General features: G+C 66.2%; 22 protein-coding genes. 15 read left to right on the top strand and 7 right to left on the bottom strand.

What is annotated here, in order from left to right; genetic code table 11:
• Positions 1-68: 68 nt before the first annotated feature.
• Together BJ997_RS11900 and BJ997_RS11905 are read left to right on the top strand one after the other, a co-directional pair.
• A complete protein-coding gene (locus BJ997_RS11900) occupies positions 69-293 on the top strand; it encodes a DUF3107 domain-containing protein (RefSeq protein ID WP_035834849.1) in 225 nt (74 codons plus the stop codon).
• A 6-nt stretch (positions 294-299) separates the two neighbouring features.
• Entirely contained in the window at positions 300-608 is a 309-nt protein-coding gene (locus BJ997_RS11905; RefSeq protein WP_035834846.1) for a hypothetical protein, read from the top strand.
• Positions 609-723: 115 nt separating this feature from the next.
• Here the strand turns inward: BJ997_RS11905 and BJ997_RS11910 are convergent, their stop codons facing one another.
• Positions 724-1,440 (bottom strand): ferritin-like fold-containing protein, encoded by a 717-nt coding sequence (locus BJ997_RS11910; RefSeq protein WP_035834879.1) that lies wholly within the window; start codon positions 1,438-1,440, stop codon positions 724-726.
• A gap of 145 nt (positions 1,441-1,585) precedes the next feature.
• On the opposite strand from BJ997_RS11910, the gene BJ997_RS11915 reads away from it, so the two are divergent.
• Positions 1,586-3,130, top strand: coding sequence for a DEAD/DEAH box helicase (locus BJ997_RS11915; protein WP_035834844.1), 1,545 nt, complete (start codon positions 1,586-1,588; stop codon positions 3,128-3,130).
• A gap of 88 nt (positions 3,131-3,218) precedes the next feature.
• Here the strand turns inward: BJ997_RS11915 and BJ997_RS11920 are convergent, their stop codons facing one another.
• Complete coding sequence (locus tag BJ997_RS11920) at positions 3,219-4,088, bottom strand: PHP domain-containing protein (RefSeq protein ID WP_035834842.1); 870 nt, start codon at positions 4,086-4,088, stop codon at positions 3,219-3,221.
• 79 nt (positions 4,089-4,167) lie between these two features.
• Here BJ997_RS11920 and BJ997_RS11925 point away from each other — a divergent pair, with 79 nt between their 5' ends.
• Both BJ997_RS11925 and BJ997_RS11930 read left to right on the top strand, forming a co-directional pair.
• Positions 4,168-5,202 carry an endonuclease/exonuclease/phosphatase family protein gene (locus tag BJ997_RS11925; protein ID WP_035834841.1) on the top strand — a complete coding sequence of 345 codons (1,035 nt, stop codon included), beginning with the start codon at positions 4,168-4,170 and terminating at the stop codon, positions 5,200-5,202.
• Positions 5,203-5,248: 46 nt separating this feature from the next.
• A complete protein-coding gene (locus BJ997_RS11930) occupies positions 5,249-6,790 on the top strand; it encodes an aminopeptidase P family protein (protein WP_035834839.1) in 1,542 nt (513 codons plus the stop codon).
• A gap of 136 nt (positions 6,791-6,926) precedes the next feature.
• Here the strand turns inward: BJ997_RS11930 and BJ997_RS11935 are convergent, their stop codons facing one another.
• Entirely contained in the window at positions 6,927-7,481 is a 555-nt protein-coding gene (locus BJ997_RS11935; protein WP_052541882.1) for a YflT domain-containing protein, read from the bottom strand.
• A gap of 114 nt (positions 7,482-7,595) precedes the next feature.
• Between BJ997_RS11935 and BJ997_RS11940 the strand changes: the two genes are divergently transcribed.
• The 10 genes from BJ997_RS11940 to BJ997_RS11985 all read left to right on the top strand — a co-directional run bounded on the left by BJ997_RS11940 (position 7,596) and on the right by BJ997_RS11985 (position 18,423).
• Complete coding sequence (locus BJ997_RS11940; RefSeq protein WP_035834837.1) at positions 7,596-8,606, top strand: LacI family DNA-binding transcriptional regulator; 1,011 nt, start codon at positions 7,596-7,598, stop codon at positions 8,604-8,606.
• A 5-nt stretch (positions 8,607-8,611) separates the two neighbouring features.
• Positions 8,612-9,598 carry a ribokinase gene (locus BJ997_RS11945; protein ID WP_035834836.1) on the top strand — a complete coding sequence of 329 codons (987 nt, stop codon included), beginning with the start codon at positions 8,612-8,614 and terminating at the stop codon, positions 9,596-9,598.
• Between the two features lie 12 nt (positions 9,599-9,610).
• Positions 9,611-10,015, top strand: coding sequence for a D-ribose pyranase (gene rbsD / locus BJ997_RS11950; RefSeq protein WP_035834834.1), 405 nt, complete (start codon positions 9,611-9,613; stop codon positions 10,013-10,015).
• Positions 10,016-10,025: 10 nt separating this feature from the next.
• Complete coding sequence (locus BJ997_RS11955) at positions 10,026-11,519, top strand: sugar ABC transporter ATP-binding protein (protein WP_035834833.1); 1,494 nt, start codon at positions 10,026-10,028, stop codon at positions 11,517-11,519.
• Positions 11,516-12,568 carry an ABC transporter permease gene (locus BJ997_RS11960; protein WP_201771685.1) on the top strand — a complete coding sequence of 351 codons (1,053 nt, stop codon included), beginning with the start codon at positions 11,516-11,518 and terminating at the stop codon, positions 12,566-12,568. The genes BJ997_RS11955 and BJ997_RS11960 overlap by 4 nt, the downstream gene beginning before the upstream one ends.
• Positions 12,569-12,623: 55 nt before the next feature.
• Positions 12,624-13,619 carry a sugar ABC transporter substrate-binding protein gene (locus tag BJ997_RS11965; RefSeq protein ID WP_052541881.1) on the top strand — a complete coding sequence of 332 codons (996 nt, stop codon included), beginning with the start codon at positions 12,624-12,626 and terminating at the stop codon, positions 13,617-13,619.
• 54 nt (positions 13,620-13,673) lie between these two features.
• Positions 13,674-15,005 (top strand): magnesium transporter MgtE N-terminal domain-containing protein, encoded by a 1,332-nt coding sequence (locus BJ997_RS11970; protein WP_035834832.1) that lies wholly within the window; start codon positions 13,674-13,676, stop codon positions 15,003-15,005.
• Positions 14,992-15,555: a DUF1003 domain-containing protein gene (locus BJ997_RS11975; protein ID WP_183323477.1), complete on the top strand. Its 564-nt coding sequence runs from the start codon at positions 14,992-14,994 to the stop codon at positions 15,553-15,555. Before BJ997_RS11970 ends, BJ997_RS11975 begins: the two co-directional genes overlap by 14 nt.
• A complete protein-coding gene (locus BJ997_RS11980; protein WP_035834830.1) occupies positions 15,548-16,720 on the top strand; it encodes a P-loop NTPase in 1,173 nt (390 codons plus the stop codon). The genes BJ997_RS11975 and BJ997_RS11980 overlap by 8 nt, the downstream gene beginning before the upstream one ends.
• Before the next feature lie 152 nt (positions 16,721-16,872).
• Positions 16,873-18,423 carry a succinic semialdehyde dehydrogenase gene (locus BJ997_RS11985; RefSeq protein WP_183323479.1) on the top strand — a complete coding sequence of 517 codons (1,551 nt, stop codon included), beginning with the start codon at positions 16,873-16,875 and terminating at the stop codon, positions 18,421-18,423.
• Here the strand turns inward: BJ997_RS11985 and ppk2 are convergent.
• From ppk2 to BJ997_RS12005, 4 genes are all read right to left on the bottom strand, one after another.
• Complete coding sequence (gene ppk2 / locus BJ997_RS11990; protein WP_052541880.1) at positions 18,400-19,284, bottom strand: polyphosphate kinase 2; 885 nt, start codon at positions 19,282-19,284, stop codon at positions 18,400-18,402. The two genes, BJ997_RS11985 and ppk2, sit on opposite strands and share 24 nt — an antisense overlap.
• A 12-nt stretch (positions 19,285-19,296) precedes the next feature.
• Positions 19,297-22,953, bottom strand: a complete 3,657-nt coding sequence (locus BJ997_RS11995) for a DUF3376 domain-containing protein (RefSeq protein ID WP_035834829.1) — start codon at positions 22,951-22,953, stop codon at positions 19,297-19,299.
• Between the two features lie 74 nt (positions 22,954-23,027).
• Positions 23,028-23,459, bottom strand: coding sequence for a GreA/GreB family elongation factor (locus BJ997_RS12000; RefSeq protein ID WP_035834828.1), 432 nt, complete (start codon positions 23,457-23,459; stop codon positions 23,028-23,030).
• A gap of 247 nt (positions 23,460-23,706) precedes the next feature.
• Positions 23,707-24,105 (bottom strand): twin-arginine translocase TatA/TatE family subunit, encoded by a 399-nt coding sequence (locus tag BJ997_RS12005; protein ID WP_035834872.1) that lies wholly within the window; start codon positions 24,103-24,105, stop codon positions 23,707-23,709.
• Positions 24,106-24,108 lie beyond the last annotated feature (3 nt).

Genomic DNA, 24,108 nt, shown 5'->3' on the forward strand with positions numbered 1-24,108 from the left:
GTGAACGGTGTCGGGCGGGCGTGCCGTTCTGTCGTAACCTGACGGTTAAGCAACGAAAGGCTCATCTGGTGGATATCCGCATTGGCATCTTCAACTCTCCCCGTGAGATTGGTTTCGAGACCTCACAGCCCGCAAACGAGATCGAGGAAACTGTCGCGGCCGCACTCGCCGCTCAGACCGGGTTTCTGAAGCTCAGCGACGACAAGGGCAAGGTGTACATCATTCCGACAGTGGGCCTCGCCTACGTCGAGCTCGGTTCCGAGCAGTCGCGCCACGTCGGCTTCGTCGCCTAAGCGCTCATGGAATTGCTGTTCGTGGCTCTCGGCGGCGCACTGCTGGGACTCGCGGCCCGCTACCTCCTGCCCGGGCGGTCGACCATGGGTGTTGTGTTGATTCCCGCGCTCGCCATGCTGGTCGCATCGGCGGTCTGGGTGGCGCTCACCTGGCTCGGCTGGAAATGGGACGCTGGAGCGATCTGGTGGGTGTCCCTCGGGGCCGCCGCTGCGGCATCCGTCGTGGCGCAGCTCGTACTCGCGCGGCGTCGCACGCGTGCCGACAGCACGCTGCTGCACGCCCTTATGAAGACGGGCGCGCCCGGCAACGCCTGAGCAGAATGGAACACGTGGCGAAATCGAACCGTGGGCGTACGCGAAAGCGGGCGCCCATTTTCGTGAGAACGCTGTCCGGGGGTCCACTGTGTGTGAGCCGGCGCCGACGGACCACTCAGGCCGTGAGGCCGAGGCCGTCCATGCGCCGGGTGTGCGCCGCGATGAGCTCCGTGAAGACAGGTTCGATGCGAGAATCGGCCGAGGCCGGCACATCGCAGTCGGGCATGGCGGATCGAGCGATGAGAAGCGTGTCCCCGACGAGGCGCCGTCCCCACATGGCGAGCCGTGACCCGAGGGCTGGATCCGCTGTGATGGCCGCCTGAAGTTCGTGCACGAGGACGTCCGTGCCCGAGTCCTCGCCGAGCATCTGCGCGACGCGCGGCCCCACGTCACGCGGCAGCCCGTCGGAGAGCCGAATGAAGAAGTCTTCGAGCAGGCCGCCGCCCAGGTAGCAGCTCAGTAAAAGCTCATGCCAATCCGAACCCTGGGTCTGCTGCCGGAATCGATCGAGCGACGGCACGAACGGGGCCATGACAGCGTCGGGTTCGTGACCTCGGCGTCGAATCTCGGTGATGAGGCCGTGGTGCTTGGAGAGCGCTCGGCCGGCGGCGGCGCTCAGCCCCTCCTTGGACGCGAGGTTCGGAGCCGTGGCGACGGCGCGGGCGAGGCTTTCGAAGACGCCCAACTCGCAGTAGGCGGCCTGACCGAGGTAGTGCATGAGGTCGGGTGCGAGGGCCCCGATGTCGACCTTGACGCTCGACTGTGACACACCCCGGGCATTGAGCCGGGGTGCCTCCACGCGCTGCGGGCGCCGACCGATCCACGTGACCACGAACCCCAGCATACGACCGCGCGCCTCTGGCCGCGGAACACACCGCACAGTAAGGTGGAAATACGTCACCGGCAAGGATCGGTGACCGGTGCCCGAGACAGAAGACGAGCGCACCCCCGTTCTAGTTAATGACAGGCATATATTCGTGACGTTCTCCGAACTCAATATTGATCAGGACATGGTCGACTCCCTTGCAGCCAAGGGCATCCTCGAACCGTTCCCCATCCAACTGCAGACCATCCCGCTCGCCCTCTCCGGTCAGGACATCATCGGTCAGGCCAAGACCGGCACCGGCAAGACCTTCGGTTTCGGTCTCCCGCTGATTCAGCGTCTGGGCCTGCACCCCGAGCCCGGCGTTCAGGCGCTCGTGGTCGTCCCGACCCGCGAGCTCTGCGTGCAGGTCTCAGAGGACCTCGAACTCGCCGCTCGAAACCGCGCCACGAAGATCGTGTCGATTTACGGCGGCAAGGCCTATGAGGGGCAGATCGAGCAGCTCAAGGCCGGCGCCCAGATCGTGGTCGGCACGCCCGGGCGTCTGCTCGACCTCGCGAGCCAGCGCCTGCTGAGCTTCGCAAACGTGCGCGAGATGGTGCTTGACGAAGCAGACAAAATGCTCGACCTCGGATTCCTGTCCGACATCGAGAAGCTTTTCGCGCAGACTCCGGCGGACCGCCACACGATGCTGTTCTCGGCGACGATGCCGGGCCCGATCGTGGCCCTGGCCCGCCGTTTCATGAACCGCCCCATTCACATTCGGGCCACCGATCCCGATGAGGGTCTCATGCAGGCCAACATCGAGCACCTCGTCTACCGTGCACACAGCATGGACAAGGACGAGGTCATCGGCCGCATCCTCATGGCAGAGGGACGCGGCAAGACCATCATCTTCACGCGCACCAAGCGCGCGGCGGCCAAGCTCGTCGAAGAGCTCGGTGACCGCGGATTCAATGCCACGGCCGTGCACGGCGACCTGAACCAGGAACAGCGCGAACGCGCGATGGCGTCGTTCAAGTCGGGCAAGAAGGACATCCTGATCGCAACGGATGTCGCCGCCCGCGGCATCGACGTGGAAGACGTCACCCATGTGATCAACCACACGATCCCCGAAGATGACAAGGCGTACCTTCACCGCGTCGGGCGCACAGGGCGCGCGGGCAAAACCGGCATCGCTGTGACGTTCGTGGACTGGGACGACATGCACAAGTGGTCGCTCATCAACAAGGCCCTCGACTTCGGCCAGCCCGAGCCGATGGAAACGTATTCCTCCTCACCGCACCTCTACACCGACCTGAAGATTCCGGAAGGGTCCAAGGGACGCCTGCGCGCGACGCCGGTGAAAGACGTCGCCACCGGTACCGGCTCTCCGCGTTCAGGCTCCGCGCGTTCGGAGTCCGGTCGCTCCGGCTCGGGTCGCACCGGATCGCGCTCCGGCTCCAGCCGCCCCGAATCAGGTCGAACGAAGACTCCCCACACTGACGTCGCACCGGCCGCTGACGGCGATCGTCCGCCCCGCAGCCGTTCTCGCACGCGCGTCGGCACCACCACCAACCCGGACGCCCCGGCGGCGACGCCGGCCGCGGGCACGCACGACGGAGGCGGCGCCGAGCACCACGACGGCAACAACGCCCCGCTGCGCCGCAGCCGCACGCGCCGCCGCTCGCCCCAGTCGGGCGGACCCGGCCAGGTCTGACCGCTAGCTGACGCGCACCGCTGCTGAGGCAGTCGTGCGCGTCAGCGGTGCACGGCTCTCCGCGGGGGCCCGCCCCTGGCTCGTAGCATCAGCCGTAAATCGGTGCGGAACCTCTGCCCTGCTCGACGATGCGGTCAAGAACCTCGGGCGTGGTGGTGTTCTCCCCCAGACGGTTAGGCTTTCCCGTGCCGTGGTAATCACTCGAGCCCGTGACGAAGAGCCCGTATTTTTCCGCGAGCTCGGCCAACCGGGCCGTCGCAGCCGGCTGGTTTTCCCGATGCCCCAACTCAAGTCCGAAGAGCCCGGCCTCTGCCAACCTGGCCAGCCGCTTCTCCGGAACCACATCCGCGACGCCGCGCGTGGCGGGATGGGCAATCACGGGCACTCCCCCGGCCGCGCGCACCAACTCGATGGCGCGCAGCGGGTCGGGGGCGTAATGCGGCTGATAGTAGCCGGACTTCCAGTGCAGGATGCCGGCAAAGGCGTCGCTGCGCGTCACGGCGTGTCCGCGGGCCACGAGCGCGTCGGCGATATGCGGTCGCCCCACCGTGGCATCCGGAGTGGTTTGGGCGAGCACATCGTCCCAGGTGAGCGCGTAGTCAAAGCCGATGCGCTGCACCATCTGCTCGGCCCTGGTCAGGCGTGCCGACCGAATACGGGCCGTTTCCGCGACGATTCCGGCATCCGTTGGATCAAAGAGATAAGCCAGGAGGTGAACGCTGGCGTAGTCCACCCGGGTGCTGAACTCCATGCCGGGAATGAGCGTCAGCGCCTCGAGGCGAGCGACCCGGGCCGCTTCCTCCCACCCAGCGGTCGAGTCGTGGTCGGTGAGCGCGACGGTGCCGAGCCCGGCGGCCTTCGCCGCTCGCATGAGCTGGGCGGGCGTTTCGGTGCCGTCTGAGACGCTCGAGTGCGTGTGCAAATCGATGGGACCACGACGCTGACGGACGACTGACATAGCCCCATGCTAGTTGGCGGCTCCACACGGGCGAGGCGACGGGCACTCTTTCAGTCTGCTGACCTAGGCTTATCAACCTATGTTCTCGCGAATCGTACGTTCCCTGCTGGTGATCGGGGTCGCCGCTACCCTCACAGTTCTCGCGTGGCCTCAGGCCTTCGGGCTGCAGAACAGCTGGGTCGTGGCCCACGCCGTATCGCTGCGCGGGCTCGCCGTGGTCGGAGCCGGAGCGCTCGTGATCGTACTCCTCGTGCTGTCCAGCATCCGTCCCCTGCGCCGGCTGATGACGGCATTCGTCGTACTGACCGTGCTATTCGGCGCGTTCAACGCCTCAGTCGTGCTTGCCCGGGGTGTGGGAGCGGATGCCGCGGCGCGGGCCGAACCGACCGCCGAATCCGTGACGGTGCTCAGCTGGAACACCCTGGGCGATGCTCCGGGTACCGCCGCGATCGCCGCACTCGCCCTCGAAGAGGGCGCCGACGTGGTAACCCTGCCGGAAACGACCAAGGAGACGGGCATCGCGGTGGCCGAGGCGATGCGGGCCGGCGGGCGGCCCATGTGGGTGCACACCCTGGCCTTCGACCAGATATCGAAGGCGCGTTCCACCACCCTCTTGATCAGTCCGGACCTCGGCGATTACACGGTGTCCAACTCCGCCGGATCCGGCCCGCCCGGCAACACAAATGTGCTCCCGACTGTCGTGGCAAGCCCCAGCGACGGCGTCGGCCCCACCATCGTGGCCGTTCACGCCGTGTCCCCGATCCAGTTCGAGATGCCGAACTGGCGCTCCGACCTGGATTGGCTCGCCGACCAGTGCCGCGGCGACAACGTGATCATGGCCGGTGACTTCAACGCCACGACAGATCACATGAGCGGACGATCCTCGACCGGCGATGCCGTGCTCGGCGCGTGCCACGACGCGGCCCTGGCTGCGGGCTCCGGTGGGCTCGGCACTTGGCCGACGAAGCTCCCGGCCGTGCTGGGCAGCCCAATTGACCACATCATGACCACCCCGAACTGGACGGTCCAGAACATGAGAGTCATCGAATCCCTCGACGCCGCCGGCAGCGATCACCGCCCCATCGTCGCCACCATCACCGCCGCCCCCGAATAGCGACGACGTCGGGCCACGCCCTCAGGGGACAATGCGACAATGGTGCATGGCCGATTCCACCGCACCAGCGATCACCCCGCCCACCCGCTCCAACGAGAACCGGTCCACAACACCGGGCTCGAAGGGCTTCACCGACTTCATTTCCTCCGGCTGGGCTGAGCGAGTCGATGTTCTGCCGCCCGCGCGCGAGCAGGCCGCATTCGCCGCTGCCCGCCGCGAACGCCTCTCCGCGCAATACCCGGGCCAACGGCTGGTCATCCCGGCCGGGCGTCTGAAGCAGCGCTCGAACGACACCGACTATGCATTCCGCGCACACTCCGCCTTCGCGCATCTCACCGGTTGGGGCAGCGATTCAGAGCCCGGAGCCGTACTCGTGCTCGAACCCACAGCTTCCGGCCACGAGGCCACCGTCTATTTCCGCGAACGCGCGGGCAGAGACTCCGATGAGTTCTATGCCAACCCGGACATCGGGGAATTCTGGATCGGCCCCCGCCCGTCAATCGCGCAGGTCGCGAGCGACCTCGCCGTCTCCGTGCGGGGAATCGCTGACCTCGCTGAGGTGTTCGCCGCCGTCGACAGTGAAACCCTCGTCCTGCGCGAAGCAGACCCGACGATCACCCTCGAGATTGACGAGGGACGCCTGCGTTTCGCGGCCGAGAAGGTGCTCGGCACTGACGCGATCAACAGCCCCTTCAGCCTGGAGGTCAATGGTGAGCACGAGGTCGACGACGATCTCGCCCGGGCCGTCTCCGAGCTTCGCCTCGTCAAAGACGCCTGGGAGATCAACCAGATGCGCCTCGCCGTCGCGGCCACCGCGCGCGGCTTCGACGACGTGGTTCGTGACCTGAAGAATTCCAGTGCCCACGCCCGCGGCGAACGCCTCGTGGAGGGCGTCTTCAACACCCGCGCTCGCAGTGACGGGAACACCGTCGGCTACGACACCATAGCGGCGTCCGGGCCGCACGCGTGCATTCTGCACTGGACGCGCAATGACGGTCCCGTCACCCCCGGAGACATAATTCTTCTCGACGCCGGCGTGGAGCTTGACAGCTACTACACCGCCGACATCACGCGCACCCTGCCCGTGAACGGCACCTTCTCGGCAACGCAGCGCCTTGTCTATGAGGCCGTACGCGAGGCAGCGGATGCCGCCCTCGCCGTGGCCGTGCCCGGAGCGATCTTCCGGGACGTGCATGCCGCTGCGATGACCGTCATCGCCCGCCGCACCGCCGAGTGGGGCATGCTCCCGGTCACGGCCGAGGAGGCGTTGCTTCCCGAAAATGGGCATCACCGCCGCTACATGGTGCACGGCACGAGCCACCACCTCGGCCTCGACGTGCACGACTGCGCCAAGGCCCGCCGGGACCTGTACATGGACGGCGTTCTCGAGCCCGGAATGGTCTTCACAATCGAGCCCGGGCTGTACTTCCAGTCCGACGACCTCACGGTACCGGCGAAATTCCGAGGCATCGGCGTGCGCATTGAAGACGACATTCTGGTGACAGAGGCCGGCGCTGAGAACCTGTCCGCCCACATCCCCCGCTCCGCGGACGACGTCGAAACCTGGATCGCCGGACTGCGAGCCTGACCGGCGGTCCCCCGCGCCGCCGCCCTAAACCGGTGACAACGGCGACGCGCCGGGTGGATCGCCTCAGCCACCGCACACGGCGTGTCCTGAAAAAGTACAGTTTTACGGGGCGGACGGGCGGGCGCGTGCGGTGTCGCTAGAGCGAGGACGGACCGGACGGGGGCTCTGACGGATGCCGTGGGGCCGGGCCCGCGGCCGCGTCGCCCTGGCCGGCCAGCAGGTTGCGCGCCCGGTTCACAAGCGCAACCTCGACGATAACCTGGTAATTGCCTGCGATGACCTGCATCGTGGACGTGAAGTCCCGTCGGCTCCGCTTCACGGTGTAGCTCACAAGACCGAAGAGCATGCCGAAGCCGGAGCCGATCAGCAGCGCGGCGAACACGAACGGCAGGCTCGAGCCCGTGGGGTCGAAGACTAAAAATAAGATCCCGAAGAAGATTCCGAGCCAGGCTCCGGAAGCGGCCCCGGCGAGGGCCACACGACCGTAGGTGAGCTTGCCCGTGACCCGCTCAACGCTCTTGAGGTCATTGCCCACAATGGAAAGCTGCTTCACCGGAAAGTCGGCCTTGGCGAGAGTGTCGACCGCGGCCTGTGCCTCGGCGTACGTTTCGTAGGTGGCCAACACTTCTCCCCGTGGCAGGGACGGTGGAAGGGCACGACCACGGGCACCGAAGGGGCTCTGATTGCTCATGGCGCCATTCTTCCACGGACCGCGCGCGCATGTAGGGACACTTGACGCGCTTGTGGGAGTGTGTGAGAGTAGCTGTTATCGATTACAGCAATCGATTACAGCTAGGAGAGTTCGATGGCGAACATACAGGACGTGGCGCGCGCAGCAGGTGTTTCGACCGCATCTGTATCCCGTTTCCTCTCCGGAAAGACCGTGCGTTCAGGTGAGGCCATCGGCCGGGCCGTTCGCGAACTCGGCTACTCACCGAGCGTCGTCGCCCGTACGCTGAAATCCGGACGGCACGATTCGCTCGGCGTCATTGTTCCCGACATCACGAACCCGTTCTTTGCCGGCCTCGTCAAAGGAATAGACGACGTGGCCCGCCCGGCCGGCTTTCAACTCATCCTCGGCAACAGCGACGAGGATCCGGAGCAAGAAAATTCCCTTTTGGAATCTTTCGTGCCACGCACCGACGGCATCATCATCGCTCCCCTGGTCGAGGAAGATCGATCCGTCCTCGGTCTGGACGGGCAGTCCCTTCCCGTTGTGCTCGTCGACCGCCAGCTCAGCATCGAGACGGGATTCGACCGTGTCGTGGCCGACAATGTGGCGGGATCGCGCCTCGCAGTGGACCACCTGACGTCTCTCGGACACTCAGCCATCGCGTTCATCAGTGGGCCCCCGACGTCCTCGCCCGGACGGTCACGACGAGACGGATTTCTCCGGTCCATGTCTGCCCACGGCCTCGCCGTTCGCGACGATTATCTGAGACTCGGCGACTTTCGCGAGGAGAGTGGGTTCCACGGAATGCGGGCACTGTGGAGCCTCACCGACCGGCCGACGGCCGTTTTTGTGGCGAACAACCTGATGGCAATCGGCGCGCTCAAGGCGCTCAACGACCTCGGTGTGCGCGTGCCAGAGGATGTGTCCGTGATCAGCTTCGACGATTTGTCCTTCGCTTCTCTGCTCAATCCGCCCCTGACCGTAATCGGACGAGATGAGCGCGAGCAGGGCCGCATTGCCGCCCGGCTTCTGCTTCGGCGATTGACCGGCGACCCCGCGGCACCAGCCGAGAAGGTCACCGTGCCCGTCGAGCTTGTGATCCGGCGTTCAACCTCCTCCCCCCGATCCCCGAACCGGAAGTGACCACAATGAAACAGACAGAACCGGGTTCTGCTGCACCGGGCGTTATCGTCGTCGGCAGCATCACCGCCGACATCACGACCTTCTCGGAGCGACTCCCGGAACCGGGAGAAACCCTGCTCGGGACCGCCGTCACCCTCGCTCTGGGGGGCAAGGGGGCCAACCAGGCCGTTGCCGCGGCCTTGGCCGGGGCGAACTCCTTTCTGGTCGGCTGCGTCGGTACTGATCTTTTCAGTTCTCTCGTGCTGACCGGCCTCACCGGTTACGGCGTGGACATCACAGAGGTTCGCGACGTCAACGACTCCACCGGAGTCGCCCACATCCGCGTAGACGCGTCCGGCGAGAATGACATCGTCATTGTTCCGATGGCAAACTCTCACCTCGGGGCGGAACAGGTGGACGCGGCGTTCGTCTCGCTCGCGGGTCGGGCTTCCGTCCTCCTTACCCAGCTTGAGGTTCCGGCCAGCGTGACCATGCACGCGATTCGCGCCGGAAGTGCGGCGGGGCTCACCGTGCTTCTTGACCCGGCACCGGCGACCGCGCTCGACCCGGGCATCTGGCCGTTCGTTGACATCGTCACCCCGAACGAGACAGAGGCTAGGATTCTCACCGGAATCGCCGTGGTCGACGAGACGAGCGCGGAGGAAGCCGGACGTTGGTTCTGCGACAGAGGCGTTCGCTCCGCCCTCATCACGCTGGCCTCCGTGGGCGCCGTGCTCGTCACGACCGACGATGTCGTGCGCTTTCCCGCATTCCCCGTGACGGCCGTCGACACCACAGCGGCCGGGGATGCCTTCGCCGGCTATCTCGGTGCCGCCCTCGCCGACGGACTCTCCCTGGCCGACGCCATTCGGCGCGCGATGGCGGCCGGCGCCCTCACCGTGACCCGACGCGGAGCGTCGCCGAGCCTTCCATCGCGATCCGACGTCGAGGAGCTGCTCGCGGACCACTCGTCAGCGTCGTCGCTAACCCCGCTTCAGCACTCGCATAACTAGAAGGACCTACTCATGAGACGCAATGGCGCAACGCTCAATGGCCAACTTTCCCGAATTATCTCCGAAACCGGTCACACAGACCTCATCGTCGTATCGGACGCCGGACTCCCCATTCCGAAGAACGTCGAACGGGTAGACCTCGCTTATCGCCCCGGCGCGCCGGGCTTCCTCGATGTCCTCGATACCGTGCTGGGCGAATTGGTCGTCGAGCGAGTCACCTTGGCGAGCGAGATCGCCGAGACCAGCCCGGCTGTCCTTGCGGAGCTGCACGGCCGCTTCGATCCGCTCGGGATTCCGATCGAACTCATGCCGCACGTCGACTTCAAGCGGCTCTCCCTCGGCGCGCGAGCCGCTGTGCGATCGGGTGAATTCACGCCCTATGCCAACGTCATCCTGCACGCCGGCGTGGCGTACTAACGGCCCGCGCATGATTCTTCAACTCACCAACATTCACAAGAGCTTCGGAGACGTCGAAGTTCTCACCGGCGTCGACCTCACCGTGCGCGGCGGCGAGGTCGTTGCCCTCGTCGGGGAGAACGGTGCCGGCAAGTCCACGCTGACCCGCATCATCTCGGGAGCGCACTCCCCGGACCGTGGCACCATCAGCATCGACGGCGCACCCGTCGATCTGAAGGTTCCCCAGGACGCCATGAACCAAGGCATTCAGGTGATTTACCAAGAGTTCCTCCACAACATTTTTCCCCACCTGAGCGTGGCCGAAAACCTCTTCACCCTGGACGACACGTCCGAATTCGGCCGGTTCTTTGTCAATAAGCGACGCATGCTGGACCGCGCGCGAGAGCTGATGCAGCGCATTGGCCTGACCATAGACCCGACCGCACCGGCAGAATCGCTCTCCGTCGCCGAACTGCAGATGCTCGAGATCGCAAAGTCAATGGGTCATTCAAGCCGCATGCTCATCCTCGATGAGCCCACCGCCGCTCTGGACGAGAGGGAGTCCGAACGGCTCTTTGAGCAGATCGAGACGCTGCGCAGCGCGGGCCTGTGCATCATCTATATCTCCCACCGCCTCGAAGAGGTGTTCCGTATCTGTGACCGTGTCGTCGTCTTGCGCAACGGCGCGGTCACCCTGGAGGGCCCGACAGCGGCGCTGAGCGAACGCGACGTTGTCACGGCCATGGTGGGTAAGACCATCGACGACTTTTACCCCAAGGCGCGCCACGCCAGCGAGGAAGTTGTGCTTTCGGTAGTTGATGCCGCGAGCCCGGGCCACTTCGGCGGCGTCAGTCTGACTGTTCGTGCCGGCGAGGTTCTCGGTATTGGAGGCGTTCTCGGCTGCGGGAAGGGGAGTGTGCTACGTGCGCTCTTCGGACTCCTGCCGCTGTCGGAGGGCTCGGTGACGATAGGCGCTCGGAAGGTCGTGCTGTCAACTCCGCGGCGGGCGATTGCGGAAGGAGTCGCCTACGTCACTCCCGACCGGCAGGGTGAGGGACTCTGCATGCAGCAGTCGGTCACGGCCAACATCGCCCTCGCCGCACTGGATCGGTTCTCTCCGACCGGCTTTGTCGACGGTCGAAGCGAACGGGCCGGCACTGCCGGTCTCATCGACAACCTGCAGATTCGCACTGCCTCTGCAGAAGCCGAAGTGGGCAAGCTGTCGGGAGGAAACCAGCAAAAGGTGCTCTTTGGCCGCTGGATCCTCACGAGTCCACGAGTCCTCCTCATGGAGGAACCCACCCGAGGCGTCGACGTGGGCGCTAAGGCGGAAATCTACCGCATCATCAACGAGCAGGCCGCGGCGGGTGTGGCCATCATTCTCGTGTCTTCGGATCTTCCCGAGCTCGTCGCGATGTCGGACCGCGTCGCCGTTATGCGCCAGGGCCGAATCGCCACGGAACTGTCGGGCGCGGATCTGACCCAGCAAAAAGTACTTGAATTCGCATTGGAGAGTGCCGCGTGAACCCCCAGACCCTCCTGTCCACCATTGGCCGGCTGAGCCGGGAGCTCCGGGCGGTGTGGATGCTGCTCTTCGTCTCCCTGCTCCTCTTCATCGCTACCCCGCTCTTTCTCACCGGCCCCAACCTGCTCAACGTGCTCCTCGCGGCGTCCGTCACCGTGCTGTTGGCGGCCGGCCAGACCTATGTGATTATCGTGGGGGAAATCGATCTCTCGGTAGGGGCGACACTCGGACTTTCCGCCGCTGTCACCGCCCTCACTCTGCAGACCCAACCGTTCCTGGTGGGGCTGATCGTGGGACTCGGAGTGGGCGCGGCGGCTGGTGCCCTCAACGGCCTGCTGGTGACGAAGTTGCGAATGCCCTCATTCATCGCGACGCTCGGGTCGATGTCGGTACTGGCCGGGCTCACGCTGTACATCACCAGGGGCAACCCTGTCGCCATTCGAAATGGTACTTTCCTCGATCTCGGACAGGCCAAACCCTTCGGAGTGCCGATGCCTGTGTGGATCATTCTCGCCGTGATCGTTGTTTTCAGCGTGATCCTGGCCCGCACCCGGTTCGGCCGACACGTCTACGCGACCGGCGACAACGCCGAGGCCGCCCGCCTCTCCGGCATCAACGTTCACCGTGTGAAGATTCTCGCCTTCGTGATCAGCGGAGCGCTGTCCTCTGTGGCGGGGTTCATCCTCGCCGCTCGATTGGGCGCGGCCCAGCCGACCGCAGGGTCGGGGCTGGAACTGGCCGCGATCGCGGCCGTCATTATTGGCGGCACAAGTCTGGCCGGCGGCCGCGGAGCCCTCATCGGCACCTTCATCGGTGCGATCCTGCTGGGTGTCATCGACAATGGCCTCAATCTGCTGAACATCTCACCCTTCCTTCAGGGTGTCGTCAAGGGTCTCGTCATCCTGTTTGCCGTGTTCCTTGACCGAAATTCCGAGCTGATCCGCGGCCTCTGGCGACTGATGTCGTCACTTCGCCGGCCGAAGGGCCCGCTACCCGGGTCGTCGGACTTGACAATGCCCTCCGAGGCCAAATGCTCCTCGTCCGCGTAATACGGTCCCGAAATTTCCCCCCCCTCCCCACAGCACAACCGACAACGGAGTCATCATGAATTGGAAGAAACAGTCTCTCGCCGTCATCGCCGCCGGGGCCATCGCCCTGAGCCTGACAGCCTGCAACCGGGGCGACGGTACCGCAAGCGCGGACGGCGCGACGGCGCAGTCCGCCGCCCTCGTCATCAGCACCCTGAACAACCCCTTCTTCGTCTCCGTGGCTGCCGGCGCGAAGGCGCAGGCAGCCGAACTCGGCATGACCCTCGACATCCAGAACGCCAACAACGTTGACCAGACTGCACTGGACATGACGACCACCGCTCTGACCAAGCAGCCCGACGTGCTGATCATCGACCCGATCGGAAGCGAATCCGGCGCCAGCATGACGCGGCAGGCGAACCAGTCGGGCGCGCCGGTCGTCGCCTTCGACCGCCAACCGGCCTCGGGTGATCTCGCCAGCTTCATCGGCTACGACGCTATCGCCGCCGGTAGGGCCGGGGCGAAGTCGCTCGGCGAAGCCCTCGGCGGAACCGGCACTGTCGTGGAAATCCAGGGGATCCTGGGTACAAATGTGGCCCAGGACCGCAGCCAAGGGTTCACGGAGGGAATCGCCGAGTTCCCCGGCATCACGGTTGTCGCCGTGCAGTCTGCTGACTTCGACCGGGGCAAGGCTCTCGACGTTATGACGGATATCCTTCAGGCGAACCCCGGTATCGCCGGCGTCTATGCCGCGAATGACGAGATGGCTCTCGGAGTCGTGGCGGCGCTCGACGCCCAAGGGCTCGCGGGCACGGTCAAGGTCGTAGGCAACGACGGTATCGCCGACGCGCTCACCGCGATCGCGGCCGGAACGATGTATTCGACGAACGCCGAGTCGCCTTTCGCGCTCGGAAAGTCGGTCGTCTCGATTGCGAGCAAGGTCGCGAGCGGCGAGACCGTGGAGGAGAAAACGGTGCTCACCGGCCGCCTCGTCACGGAGGCCGGGATCGCGGACTTCTGCTCCTATCTGAGCGATGAGGGCGATACTGATACCTGCGCCACACTCAAGTAGGCGTATCGGGGGTTCGGGGCCGGTGATCAGGCGCACAGAGGCTACATTTGTAGTGTGAATGCCACGAGAGTTTTTGTTGCCCGTTTGGCCGGGTGCACCGTCTTCGACCCCGCGGGCGACCGCGTGGGCAAGGTGCGCGATGTTCTGGTGGTGTACCGAAAGAGTCATCCGCCGCGCGTCGTGGGGCTGATCGTCGAGATTCCGGGAAAACGCCGGGTGTTCGTGTCGATCGGCCGGGTGTCGAGCATCGGCTCGGGCCAGATCATCACCACGGGCCTCATCAACGTTCGCCGCTTCGAGCAGCGCGGCGGTGAGGTACGTGTGATCGCCGAGTTGCTCGGCCGCAAGGTGACCTTCAACGACGGCACCGGCGACGCAACCATCGAGGACGTGGCGATCAAGGAGACCACCGAATCCGAGTGGGAGATCAGTCAGCTCTTCGTGCGGCGACCCAAGACGAGCGCGTCGCCGTTCGCCAAGGGAGTCACGACCTTCGCGACCTGGCCGGAAATCCACGAGAAGACCACCGCGGGCGAGGCACAATCCGCTGAGCAACTGATCGCAACGTACTCCGAGCTGAAACCCGCCGACCTCGCGAATACTCTGCTCGATCTGCCCCGCGAGCGGATGTTCGAAGTGGCCAGCGAGCTGCCCGACAACCGACTCGCGGACGCTCTCGAGGAAATGCCGGAGAGCGACCAGGTGGGAATCCTGACAAGCCTCGGCGACGCCCGCGCTGCCGACGTGCTCGACCAGATGCAACCCGACGATGCCGCCGACCTCATCGCCCAACTCCCCGAGGAACGCGGCGAACAGCTCCTCGACCTGATGGAGCCCGAAGAGGCGGAAGACGTTCGCTTTCTGCTGAGCTACGCGCCCGACACGGCCGGCGGGCTCATGACGACCGAGCCGGTGATCGTGTCGGCCGACGCCACCGTGGCGGAGGGGCTCGCCCGCATCCGTCGTCACGATCTGGCCCCCGCACTCGGCGCCGCGATTTGCGTGACCCTGCCGCCGTACGAGGCGCCGACAGGTCGGTTCCTCGGCATGGTGCATTTTCAGCGGATGCTGCGCTACCCGCCGCACGAACGCCTCGGCACGCTGCTCGACCAGGGTCTCGACCCCGTCACGGCGAACACCTCGGCGGCGGAGGTGTCCCGTATCCTCGCGAGCTATGACCTCGTCTCGGTACCCGTGGTCGACGACAACCACCGCCTCGTCGGCGTCGTCACGATCGATGACGTGCTCGACTATCTGCTGCCCGACGATTGGCGCAGCCAGGACAGCGACGACGACATCGGCCGCAGGGCCGCCGCCCGGAACGACTTGAAGACGGGGAGTATTCCGCTGCCCGGGACACGGAGGGCTGCTCATGGCGCGAGCTAACCGGTCTGACCTGCGCCTCGACGCGCCCAAAGGCCTGCGCACCAAGACCCTGGGCGGACGCCGCAATGCCCAGAGCAGCGACCGCTTCGGGCGGTTCACAGAGGCGATCGCCCGCGGGATGGGCACGCCCTGGTTTCTGCTCGGCCTCACGTTTTTCGCGGTGGCCTGGATCGCCTGGAACACACTGGCGCCCGAAAGCTGGCGCTTCGACTCCATCTCACTCGGATTCATCGCCCTCACCCTGGTGTTGTCGATGCAGGCCTCGTACGCCGCCCCGATGATTCTGCTGGCGCAGAACCGTCAGGACGACCGGGATCGTGTGCAGTTCGAGCAGGACCGACAGCGCGCCGAACGCACGCTCGCTGACACTGAATACTTGGCTCGGGAGGTCGTGGCCCTGCGCATCGCCATTAAGGATCTGGTCTCCAAGGACTTCATCAAGAGCGAGCTGCGCACGCTGCTCGAAACCCTTGACCAGCGCCAGAGCGGGCAGGACGAGGACGACGACGAGCCGGCTCGCACGTCTCGGGGACACCGCGCCGTTGACTGAGCCGCTCACCGATTCATCAGCTGCCACAACGGGCACCGAGGCGCTCGTTCTCCGGGCGCTCGCGGGCGTGACCGACCCTGAGATCCGCAAACCCATCACTGACCTCGACATGGTGGCCGGCGTCAGCGTGGCCGAGGACGGCCACGTGAGCGTCGGCATCCGTCTCACCATTGCCGGCTGCCCAGCTGCCCAGCGCATCGAGAGCGATGTGCTCGCTGCGGCGGAGTCGGTGGTCGGCGCGGGCCGGGCCAGCGTCGACGTGGCGATCATGACCCGCGAACAGCGGGACGCCCTCACTGAAAAACTGCGAGGTGGAAAGGCTGCGCGCGTGATCCAGTTCGGCCCGGACTCGCTCACCCGCGTGTACGCGATCACCAGCGGCAAGGGAGGGGTGGGCAAGTCCACGATCACCGCCAATCTGGCCGTTGCCCTCGCCCGGCAGGGCCTGCGCGTGGGCATCGTCGACGCCGATGTGCACGGCTTCTCGATTCCGGGTCTGTTGGGTCTCGTGCAGAACGGCCTCGCGGTGAAGCCCACCCAGGTGGGCGACATGATCCTGCCGCCGATCAGCCACGACGTGAAGGTCATCTCGATCGGCATGTTCGTCGACGATGCCTCCGTTGCCGTGGCCTGGCGCGGACCGATGCTGCACCGCACCATCTCGCAGTTCCTCACCGACGTGTATTTCGGGGACCTTGACATCCTGCTGCTCGACCTGCCGCCGGGCACCGGCGACGTGGCGATCACAGTGGGCCAGTTGCTGCCGCACGCCGAGGTCATCGTGGTGACCACGCCCCAGCCTGCCGCGGCCGACGTGGCCGAGCGCAGCGGCGTCGTGGCACGTCAGACCGGCCAGAAAGTCTACGGGGTGATCGAGAACATGAGCGGCCTCACGCAGGCCGACGGAAGCGTGTTGGAGCTCTTCGGTTCTGGGGGCGGGGCAGAGGTCGCCCGGCGGCTGTCGATCGGTCAGGACTCCCCCGTGCCGGTGCTGGCCCAGGTTCCGCTGAGCGTCGCGCTGCGCGGCGGCGGCGACGACGGCATGCCCGTTGTTCTCGCGGACCCCGCCGACGCCGCGGCCGTGGCCATCACGGCTGTCGCCACCAGGCTGGCCACGCGCGCCCGCGGCCTCTCGGGCCGCAGCCTCGGCATCACCCCGCTGTAACGTCCGCCGCCCGGCCTACGGTGGCCAAATCAGGAAACCGACGCCTCGGGCCGGCCCGCGTGCCCGCAGACGCCGGCCGTCGTCGATTCCGCGACCGGGATTTCCTGAATTCGCCACGGACAGGGCCCGAGGCGGCGACTTAGACTGGCGATATGTCGCATTCTTTGCTCGATCCCCGGGCCATTTCCGCCCTCGATAGCGGCATCACCGCCTCGTCTACCGAGACCGTGCCCGTTCTGGCGTCGTTCACGGGCGAGGTGCTGCACGCCTTGCCAATGAGCCTGCCACGGGATGTGACGGATGCCTATGCTCGCGCTCGCCGCGCCCAAGTCGCCTGGGCCAGGGCCGGGTTCGCACACCGCCGCCGCGTGCTGCTCAGAGCCCACGACCTGCTGCTCGAGCGCCGCGAACTGCTGCTCGATGCCCTGCAGACCGAGACGGGTAAGACCCGTGGCCAGGCGTTCGAGGAAGTGTTCCAGGCCGCGAGCGTCACCCGCTACAACGCCGTCACCGCCCGGCGGGTGTTGAGCGGAGATCGCCGGCGAGCCGGGATTCCCCTCGTGGTGACCACACGCGTGCGCTACCGCCCCAAGGGCGTCGCCGGCGTGATCACCCCGTGGAACTACCCGCTGAGTCTCGCCGCCATGGATGTCGTGCCGGCACTGGCCGCAGGCTGTGGCGTCGTGCAGAAGGCCGACAATCAGGGCGCCCTCAGTATCCTGGCCCTGCGCGGGGCGTTCATCGAGGCAGGCGTGCCGGCCGCTCTCTGGGCCGTCGTCACGGGCGATGGGCCACAGATCGGCGGCGCTGTCACGAATGGTGCGGACTACGTGTGCTTCACGGGTTCGACGGCCACCGGCATCCGCGTGGCACAGCAGGCCGCCGAGAACCTCACCGGAGCGTCGCTCGAGCTCGGCGGCAAGAACGCGCTGATCGTGCTCGATGACGTCGACGCCCGTCGGGCTGCGGCCGACGCAGCCTACGCGTGCTTCTCGTCCCTCGGCCAGCTGTGCGTGTCGACCGAGCGCATTTACGTGGAACGCGCCGTGGCCGGGCCGTTCCTGCGTGAATTCGTGGCCGCCACCGTCCGGCTCACCCTCGGCGCTACCTTCGACTACTCGACTGATGTCGGTTCCCTCAGCACGCAGGCCCAGCTGGACCGGGTGGAGGAGCATGTGGCCGACGCCGTGGCGCACGGGGCCACAGTCCTTGCCGGCGGCAGGGCGCGCCCCGACCTCGGTCCCTATTTCTACGAACCCACGGTGCTCACCGGGGTCACTCCCGCGATGGCGTGCTTCGCCGGCGAGACGTTCGGCCCTGTCGTGCGGGTGTCGATCGTGGAGTCGGAGCGCGAGGCGATCGCAGCGGCCAACGACTCGGAATTCGGCCTGAACGCATCCGTATTCTCGGGTTCTGCGCGCCGCGGCCTGCGGGTCGCGGCGCGGCTCGAGGCTGGGAGCGTGAACGTGAACGAGGGGTACCGGGGGTCGTTCTCCTCGGTGGATGCGCCGATGGGCGGCGTGAAGCGCTCCGGGCTCGGCCGGCGTAACGGCCCTGAAGGCCTGCTGCGCTTCGTGAACCCCGTCACCATCAGCCGGGCGACGGGCGTGCTGCAGCTACCCCGGACCAGCCACGAGTTCGAGGCCCTCGCCGGCCCGCTGGTGCTCCTGACACGGGTGCTAAAGGGCCTGCGACGGCGATGACCCGTGGTCGGTCGACGGCGACGGCTCTCCCTTGGCTTTGGTTTTGGCTGTGATCAGGGTGGCCGCGTAGTCGGGAACCGCGTTCATCTCCTCCCGGGGCGGCCGCTCGTAGTCGGACGCCTTGGGCCGCCGAGGAATGTGCACCTTGGGCGGCTCGGTGCGCTCGTAAGGCACAAGCGAGAGGAGGTGGCTGATCACGTTGAGGCGTGAGGCCCGCTTGTCCTCGCTCTCCACGACCCACCAGGGTGCCTCGGGGATGTCGGTGTGCACGAACATGTCGTCCTTGGCACGGGAGTACTCCACCCACTTGGTGATCGACAGAACATCGGTTTCCGACAGCTTCCACCGACGCATCGGGTCCTTCTGTCGTGAACGGAACCGCCGTTCCTGCTCCCGGTCGGAGACCGAGAACCAGTACTTGACCACGAGGATGCCCTCTTCGACGAGCATGCGCTCGAAAATGGGTGCCTGGTGCAAGAACCGGTGGTACTGGTCGCTGGTGCAGTAGCCCATGACGCGTTCAACGCCCGCCCGGTTGTACCAGGAGCGGTCCATGAGCACGATTTCCCCGGCGGCCGGAAGATGCTCGATATACCGCTGAAAGTACCACTGCGTGCGTTCCCGATCGGTCGGCATCGGCAGCGCCACGATGCGAGCGATACGGGGATTGAGATATTCAGTGACCCTCTTGATCGCGGATCCCTTGCCGGCGGCGTCACGGCCCTCGAAGATCACCACGATGCGCGCGCCGGACACCTTGACCCACTGCTGCATCGTGACGAGTTCGGCCTGCAATCGGCTGAGCTCATGTTCGTAGGCGGCCTTGGGAACTCGAACCGCCTTCGGTGCCTTGGTCGTCATTGACGCTGCCCTTCACTCGATGCCACGCCTGGTGAGATCCTTCGGTTCGTACGTGGGCAGCCAGGCCAACAGGTCGGGCAGCCACCATTGAACGGTACCGCTCACGAAGAGGGACGTCACGACCGCCACGGTCGACAGACTGAAGGAATCGGCCCACCCCTCCCGCGAGAGCAGCCCGGCGCACACCAGGCCGGCCGCCCAGCCCGCAAGAAGCCCCTGCGCGAGCCACGACAGCACCGCCACCAGTGTCGTCGGCACGAGACGCGGCTGGGCGGGGTGCCAACCGGCTTGCCATCCCCAGTTCGTGATCAGGGAGATCAAGCCGGCGGTCGCCGCGAGAAGCACCACCGTTTCTGAACCCGAGACGACCGCGGTGATCCCCCCGCCTAATGCGCGCGAGCACAGCGGCACGATCAGTAGCAGCACCACAGCGAAGGCGCTGACCACGGCGTCCCGGCCTCGATACCCGGAGTTCGCGGGCACGGTTCGAATCCGGTATGCCGCCAAGAGGAACGCCCCCGCGCCCGACAGCACGAGCATCGTAGCCGCGGCCATTCCCCCAGCATCAGAGACACCGACGGCGACCGTCACGAAGACCGTACCGCCGGCCATCAACACGCACCACCACATGACCGCCCGGCGGTATTGCGTCCGAACCTCGGTTTGCCGGACCCCCTCGCCGCCATCCAGCTCGGCGACAATGTCGCCGATTGCACGCCACTGCCTCGATGCATGCACGAAACGGAGTAGTGCCAGGAGAACACAGGCCGTCGTCAGAAGGATCAGGAGCGTCCACCAGCCGGGAGCATCTCGGCCTTCGGCGGCCGACGAGAGTGTGAGACCTCCGCCGAGCACGGCTGCCACCAGCAGCGCCCGCGGCGGGTCGAGCACCAGGGGTACAAGCACCGCGATCGGACGTGCCACAACGAGAATCAGGTGCATCCACCACGGGGTGCCCCATCGTCCCAGGGAACGAAACGCGACCCGGAGTGCCTGCGAGCCAACTGCCGCACGATAGCCGGGCTCGAGGTTTCGCAGGGAGTCCGCCCCTCTGCGCAGGGCCGCCCGAACCTCGTCCGGTGCGATGTTGGGAGCCACCCTGGGTTCCCCGTCGGCGTCGGTGCGGGCGGCTGTCGGCGCTGTATTCCGCCCGAGCGGCGCCCACTCTGCTTTCTGCGCCGCGGCCTGCAGAAGGATCTGGTCCTGCACGAGCAGCACAGGATCGCTGCCTGGATCCTTCGCCCGCGTGAGTGGCGCGTCGACCGGCAGGGACCCGAGGAAACGCACGACTCCGGCGCCGGCGTCGAGGCGTCCCCACCACCAGTCGTTGAGACGCCACTCGGCGCTCAGGAAGCCCGAGAGGTTGAGATAGCGCGCGCCGTTGAGTTTAGAGGCTGCCCTCAGCTCGGTCTGGCTGAGCAGCGCATCGATAACCGGTGCCTGGAGCTGGCTCTGTGGAAGTGACAGTGCGGAGCGGAGGCCCCGTCGCAGTTGGCCCCGCATGAGGCTGGCGAATTCTCCGTAGTGGGCGGGAACTTCGTCAGCCGACACCTCCCAGAAGTCCAGGGTGAGTAGGGACTCGCGTACACCCCTGGCCGCCGTGAACGCTGAGGTGTCGAGGGAATCGAGCCCGGGGCGTGCGGAAATTCCACGCCAGGGCGACTGCTCCCATTCGCTGCTCGCCGGAATCAGGGTGTTCACTGCCGGCACATGCCGGAGCAGCGTGACAACAGCATCGAGTGTCGTCCAGTGCGGCAGCGGCGATTCGGGCCGTAGCCAGCGAGTGCTGACTGCGCGCGCGAGGACGTCGGCCGGCGTCCCGATCGGAAGGGCGTTGGCGACGGCCACCACACCGGCCAGAATCTCGTCTCTGAGACGGTCGGCGGCCCCGAGCACCGCGTAGACGGCGAGACGCACGTCTCCGAGCGTCGCGTACGGCTCGCAGTCCAGGTCTATGTCCGTGCTGCCGGTCTGCTCGAACTGGGAACGCTCCAAGGTTTGGATCCACGACAGTATGTTGAGCGAGGCAGCGCACAGGGCCTCCGGCCCGGCACAGACTTCGCTTCGCCTCAGCTCGGACTCGGTCGCGTTCTCCGCACTGGCTCCGTAGAGATCATGAAGCTCGCTCTCGAGCGACGTCAGCCGACGGCGTTCGAGCGCCGTGACCACAGATCGGGTGGGCAGGTCGGTGCCCAGCTGCCACACCGCCGGGTCCAGCAGAACACGCGTGAGCAGGTCGAGGTCGGTCGAGGACCGGAAGCGCACGTAGGCACGGAGCGCATCGACGACAGCGACTTCGGAGAGGTCGTCTACCAGCACTGACAGGCCCTGGTCCCGCCCCTGGGCGAGGAGGAGTTCCCGCCGAAAGTCGTCGACGTTTTGCCCCTCCTCGTCGCCCGATTCCCGGCCAAAACTGATGGCAAGGGCCCCGACGGCGACGCCGAGAACGAGCGACAGCCTGTCGCTTCGGGGCGTCAGGGGCGGGTCCGTCGCGAGATCGCGCGGCGGGTAGTCTCCGCTGTAGGGCTCAGGCACGTGCGGGCGCACGGATGCGGGCCCTTCGGGATTGAGGTACATCAACGCGCGCCGGGAGTGCACGTCGGAGGGCATTGCGCGTATGGCGCGAAACGCCCGGTCGATGGGGATGTTGTCGGTCAGGCCGCCGTCGATCACCCGGTACGGAACGTCGTCGGCCGTTCTGTGCGCATGAAAGGCAAAGGTCATATCGATGCGGTCGTCCGCGGGCGCGGTTGCATCGGACGCGACAGACGAGATGAGCGCCGGCTCAAAGCCGCCGGGAACTGACGACGTCGACCGGGCCGCATAGGCCAGACGGGCAAGGCTCTCGACTCGCCCGAGTGATCGCGCCGCCGGAATTCCCCTCCGGTATTCCCGGGCCTGGGCCGCCTGCTCGGCCGTCGGATCCTGCTCGGGATCACACGGATGGGCCGCGCCGACGAAATGGAAGTGCCCCCGACCTTCCCGCGTTCCCCGATCGGGGCCGTCTTCCCTGTCGAGAATCGTGGCGGACAGGTCAACAACGATCCGATCCGCGCGGTGCAGTTCGTTTCCCGCCGCGAACCCGAGATCGTAGTACGCCGCGATGGCGGTGTTGACGGCTGGCGCGAAGTACTCATCGCCCCGCAGCGGAGCGTTGACGGGGCTGAGTCCGGGCTTCTGCAGAAACCGCCAAATCGCTCCCGCGTTAGCCCAGGTGTGCAGCATCTCATCGGGAGCCGCCCCGGTTCGCTGGGCCGCCGCATAGATGACGGAGTTCAGGCCCCCGGCGCTCGCACCGGCCAGCACGTCGAATTCGACCCGGTCGAAGCCGCGATCGGCCAGCATCCGGGCGTATACGCTCGCACGCGAGACGACGTTCTCGTTGAGCACGTGGTCGGGAGTGGCGGAATGCGGGTCGGCGACGAGCATGTACGCGGCAACCCCCTCTACGTCGGCCACCAAGCGCAGCCTGCGCAAAATATCCAGCTCGGCCACCGTACCGCCGATCCACACCGCAAGGCTGACTCCACCCTTCATCGCGAGAGCGAGCCGCAGGGTTCGGCCGAAGGGACGGGGCCGGGCGTCATCGAAGAAAAGAGGAACGAGGTCGGGAGCAGGCTCGTCCTGGTGCAGCCGCAGCCGCACGGCGAATCCTGCCGGTTCGGTCATCTGCAGCCCGATTCTCTGGAGCGCTCACGTCACGTGACTGGCAGCCTACCGCCCGCGCCGCGCCAGCCGCCGATTTAGCCCCGGAACGGAACCACCTCGGTGATCTCGACGTGCACCGTCGCTCCAGTGGGTGCCAGGTAGGAGGCGGTGTCGCCCGTGTGCTTGCCGATGATCGCCACGCCCAGGGGTGAGGTCGGGGAGTACACATCGAGGCCGGTCTCCCCGTCCGCGTTCATCAGCTCGCGTGATCCGAGCAGGAATGTCTCGGGATCGCCGCCGACAAATCGAACGGTGATCTGCATGCCCGGCTCCACGAGCCCGTCGTCGGGCTTCTCCCCCAGTTCGGCGTGCTTCAGCAAGCGCTCCAGCTCGCGGATACGCAGATCGCTGCCCTGACCCTTCTCGGATTCCGGGCTCACCGCCAATGCGAGTTCCGCCAGTTCCGCGCGCAGCCGCTCGAGGGCCTTCGGCGTGACCCAGAACGTTTCTTCGGCAGCACCAGACATGACAAATCCCTCCACAAACCCAAAAAAATCCTCCAGACATGGGTGTCTGGCGGATTGATCAATGTCCCATCAAAAGCCCGCCGGGTCAAATCCTTCGAGATGACCACACCGAGACGCTGCCGGTCGGGCGTGAGGGACACGACGGGCACGATCGCAGCAACGTACGAGGATCGGCCTGCGAGGTCTCGATCGCTCCTTCGTCGCGCCTCGACCAGCGAATTAACTGATCAGCGGGGCGGGGGTCGGGCTAGGTCGCCTCGGCGTCGTAGGGAGCTGGCGCGACTGCGGCGGGGGTCAGCGGGGTCAGCGCGGCTCCGCCGGCGGCCGCACCGAGCAGCGAAGCTGCCGCGGGGCTCGCCCGGCCGATGGTGGCCGATTGTGCCTTGAGGGGTTCTTCCTCGGTGAGGGCTTCCCGAATGATACGGCGCGGGTCGTACTGGCGCGGATCCAGTTTCTTCCAGTCCAGCTCGTCGAACTCAGGGCCCATCTCGTCACGGATGCGGTCTTTGGCACCGTTGGCCATGTCCCGCAACTGCCTGACAAGACGTCCCAACTGGGCGGCGTAGTGCGGTAACTTCTCTGGTCCGAGCAGGAAGACGGCGATGATCCCGATGATGAGGATCTTCTCAAACGTCAAACCGAACATATA

Source organism: Cryobacterium roopkundense (assembly GCF_014200405.1).
Lineage (GTDB): Bacteria > Actinomycetota > Actinomycetes > Actinomycetales > Microbacteriaceae > Cryobacterium > Cryobacterium roopkundense.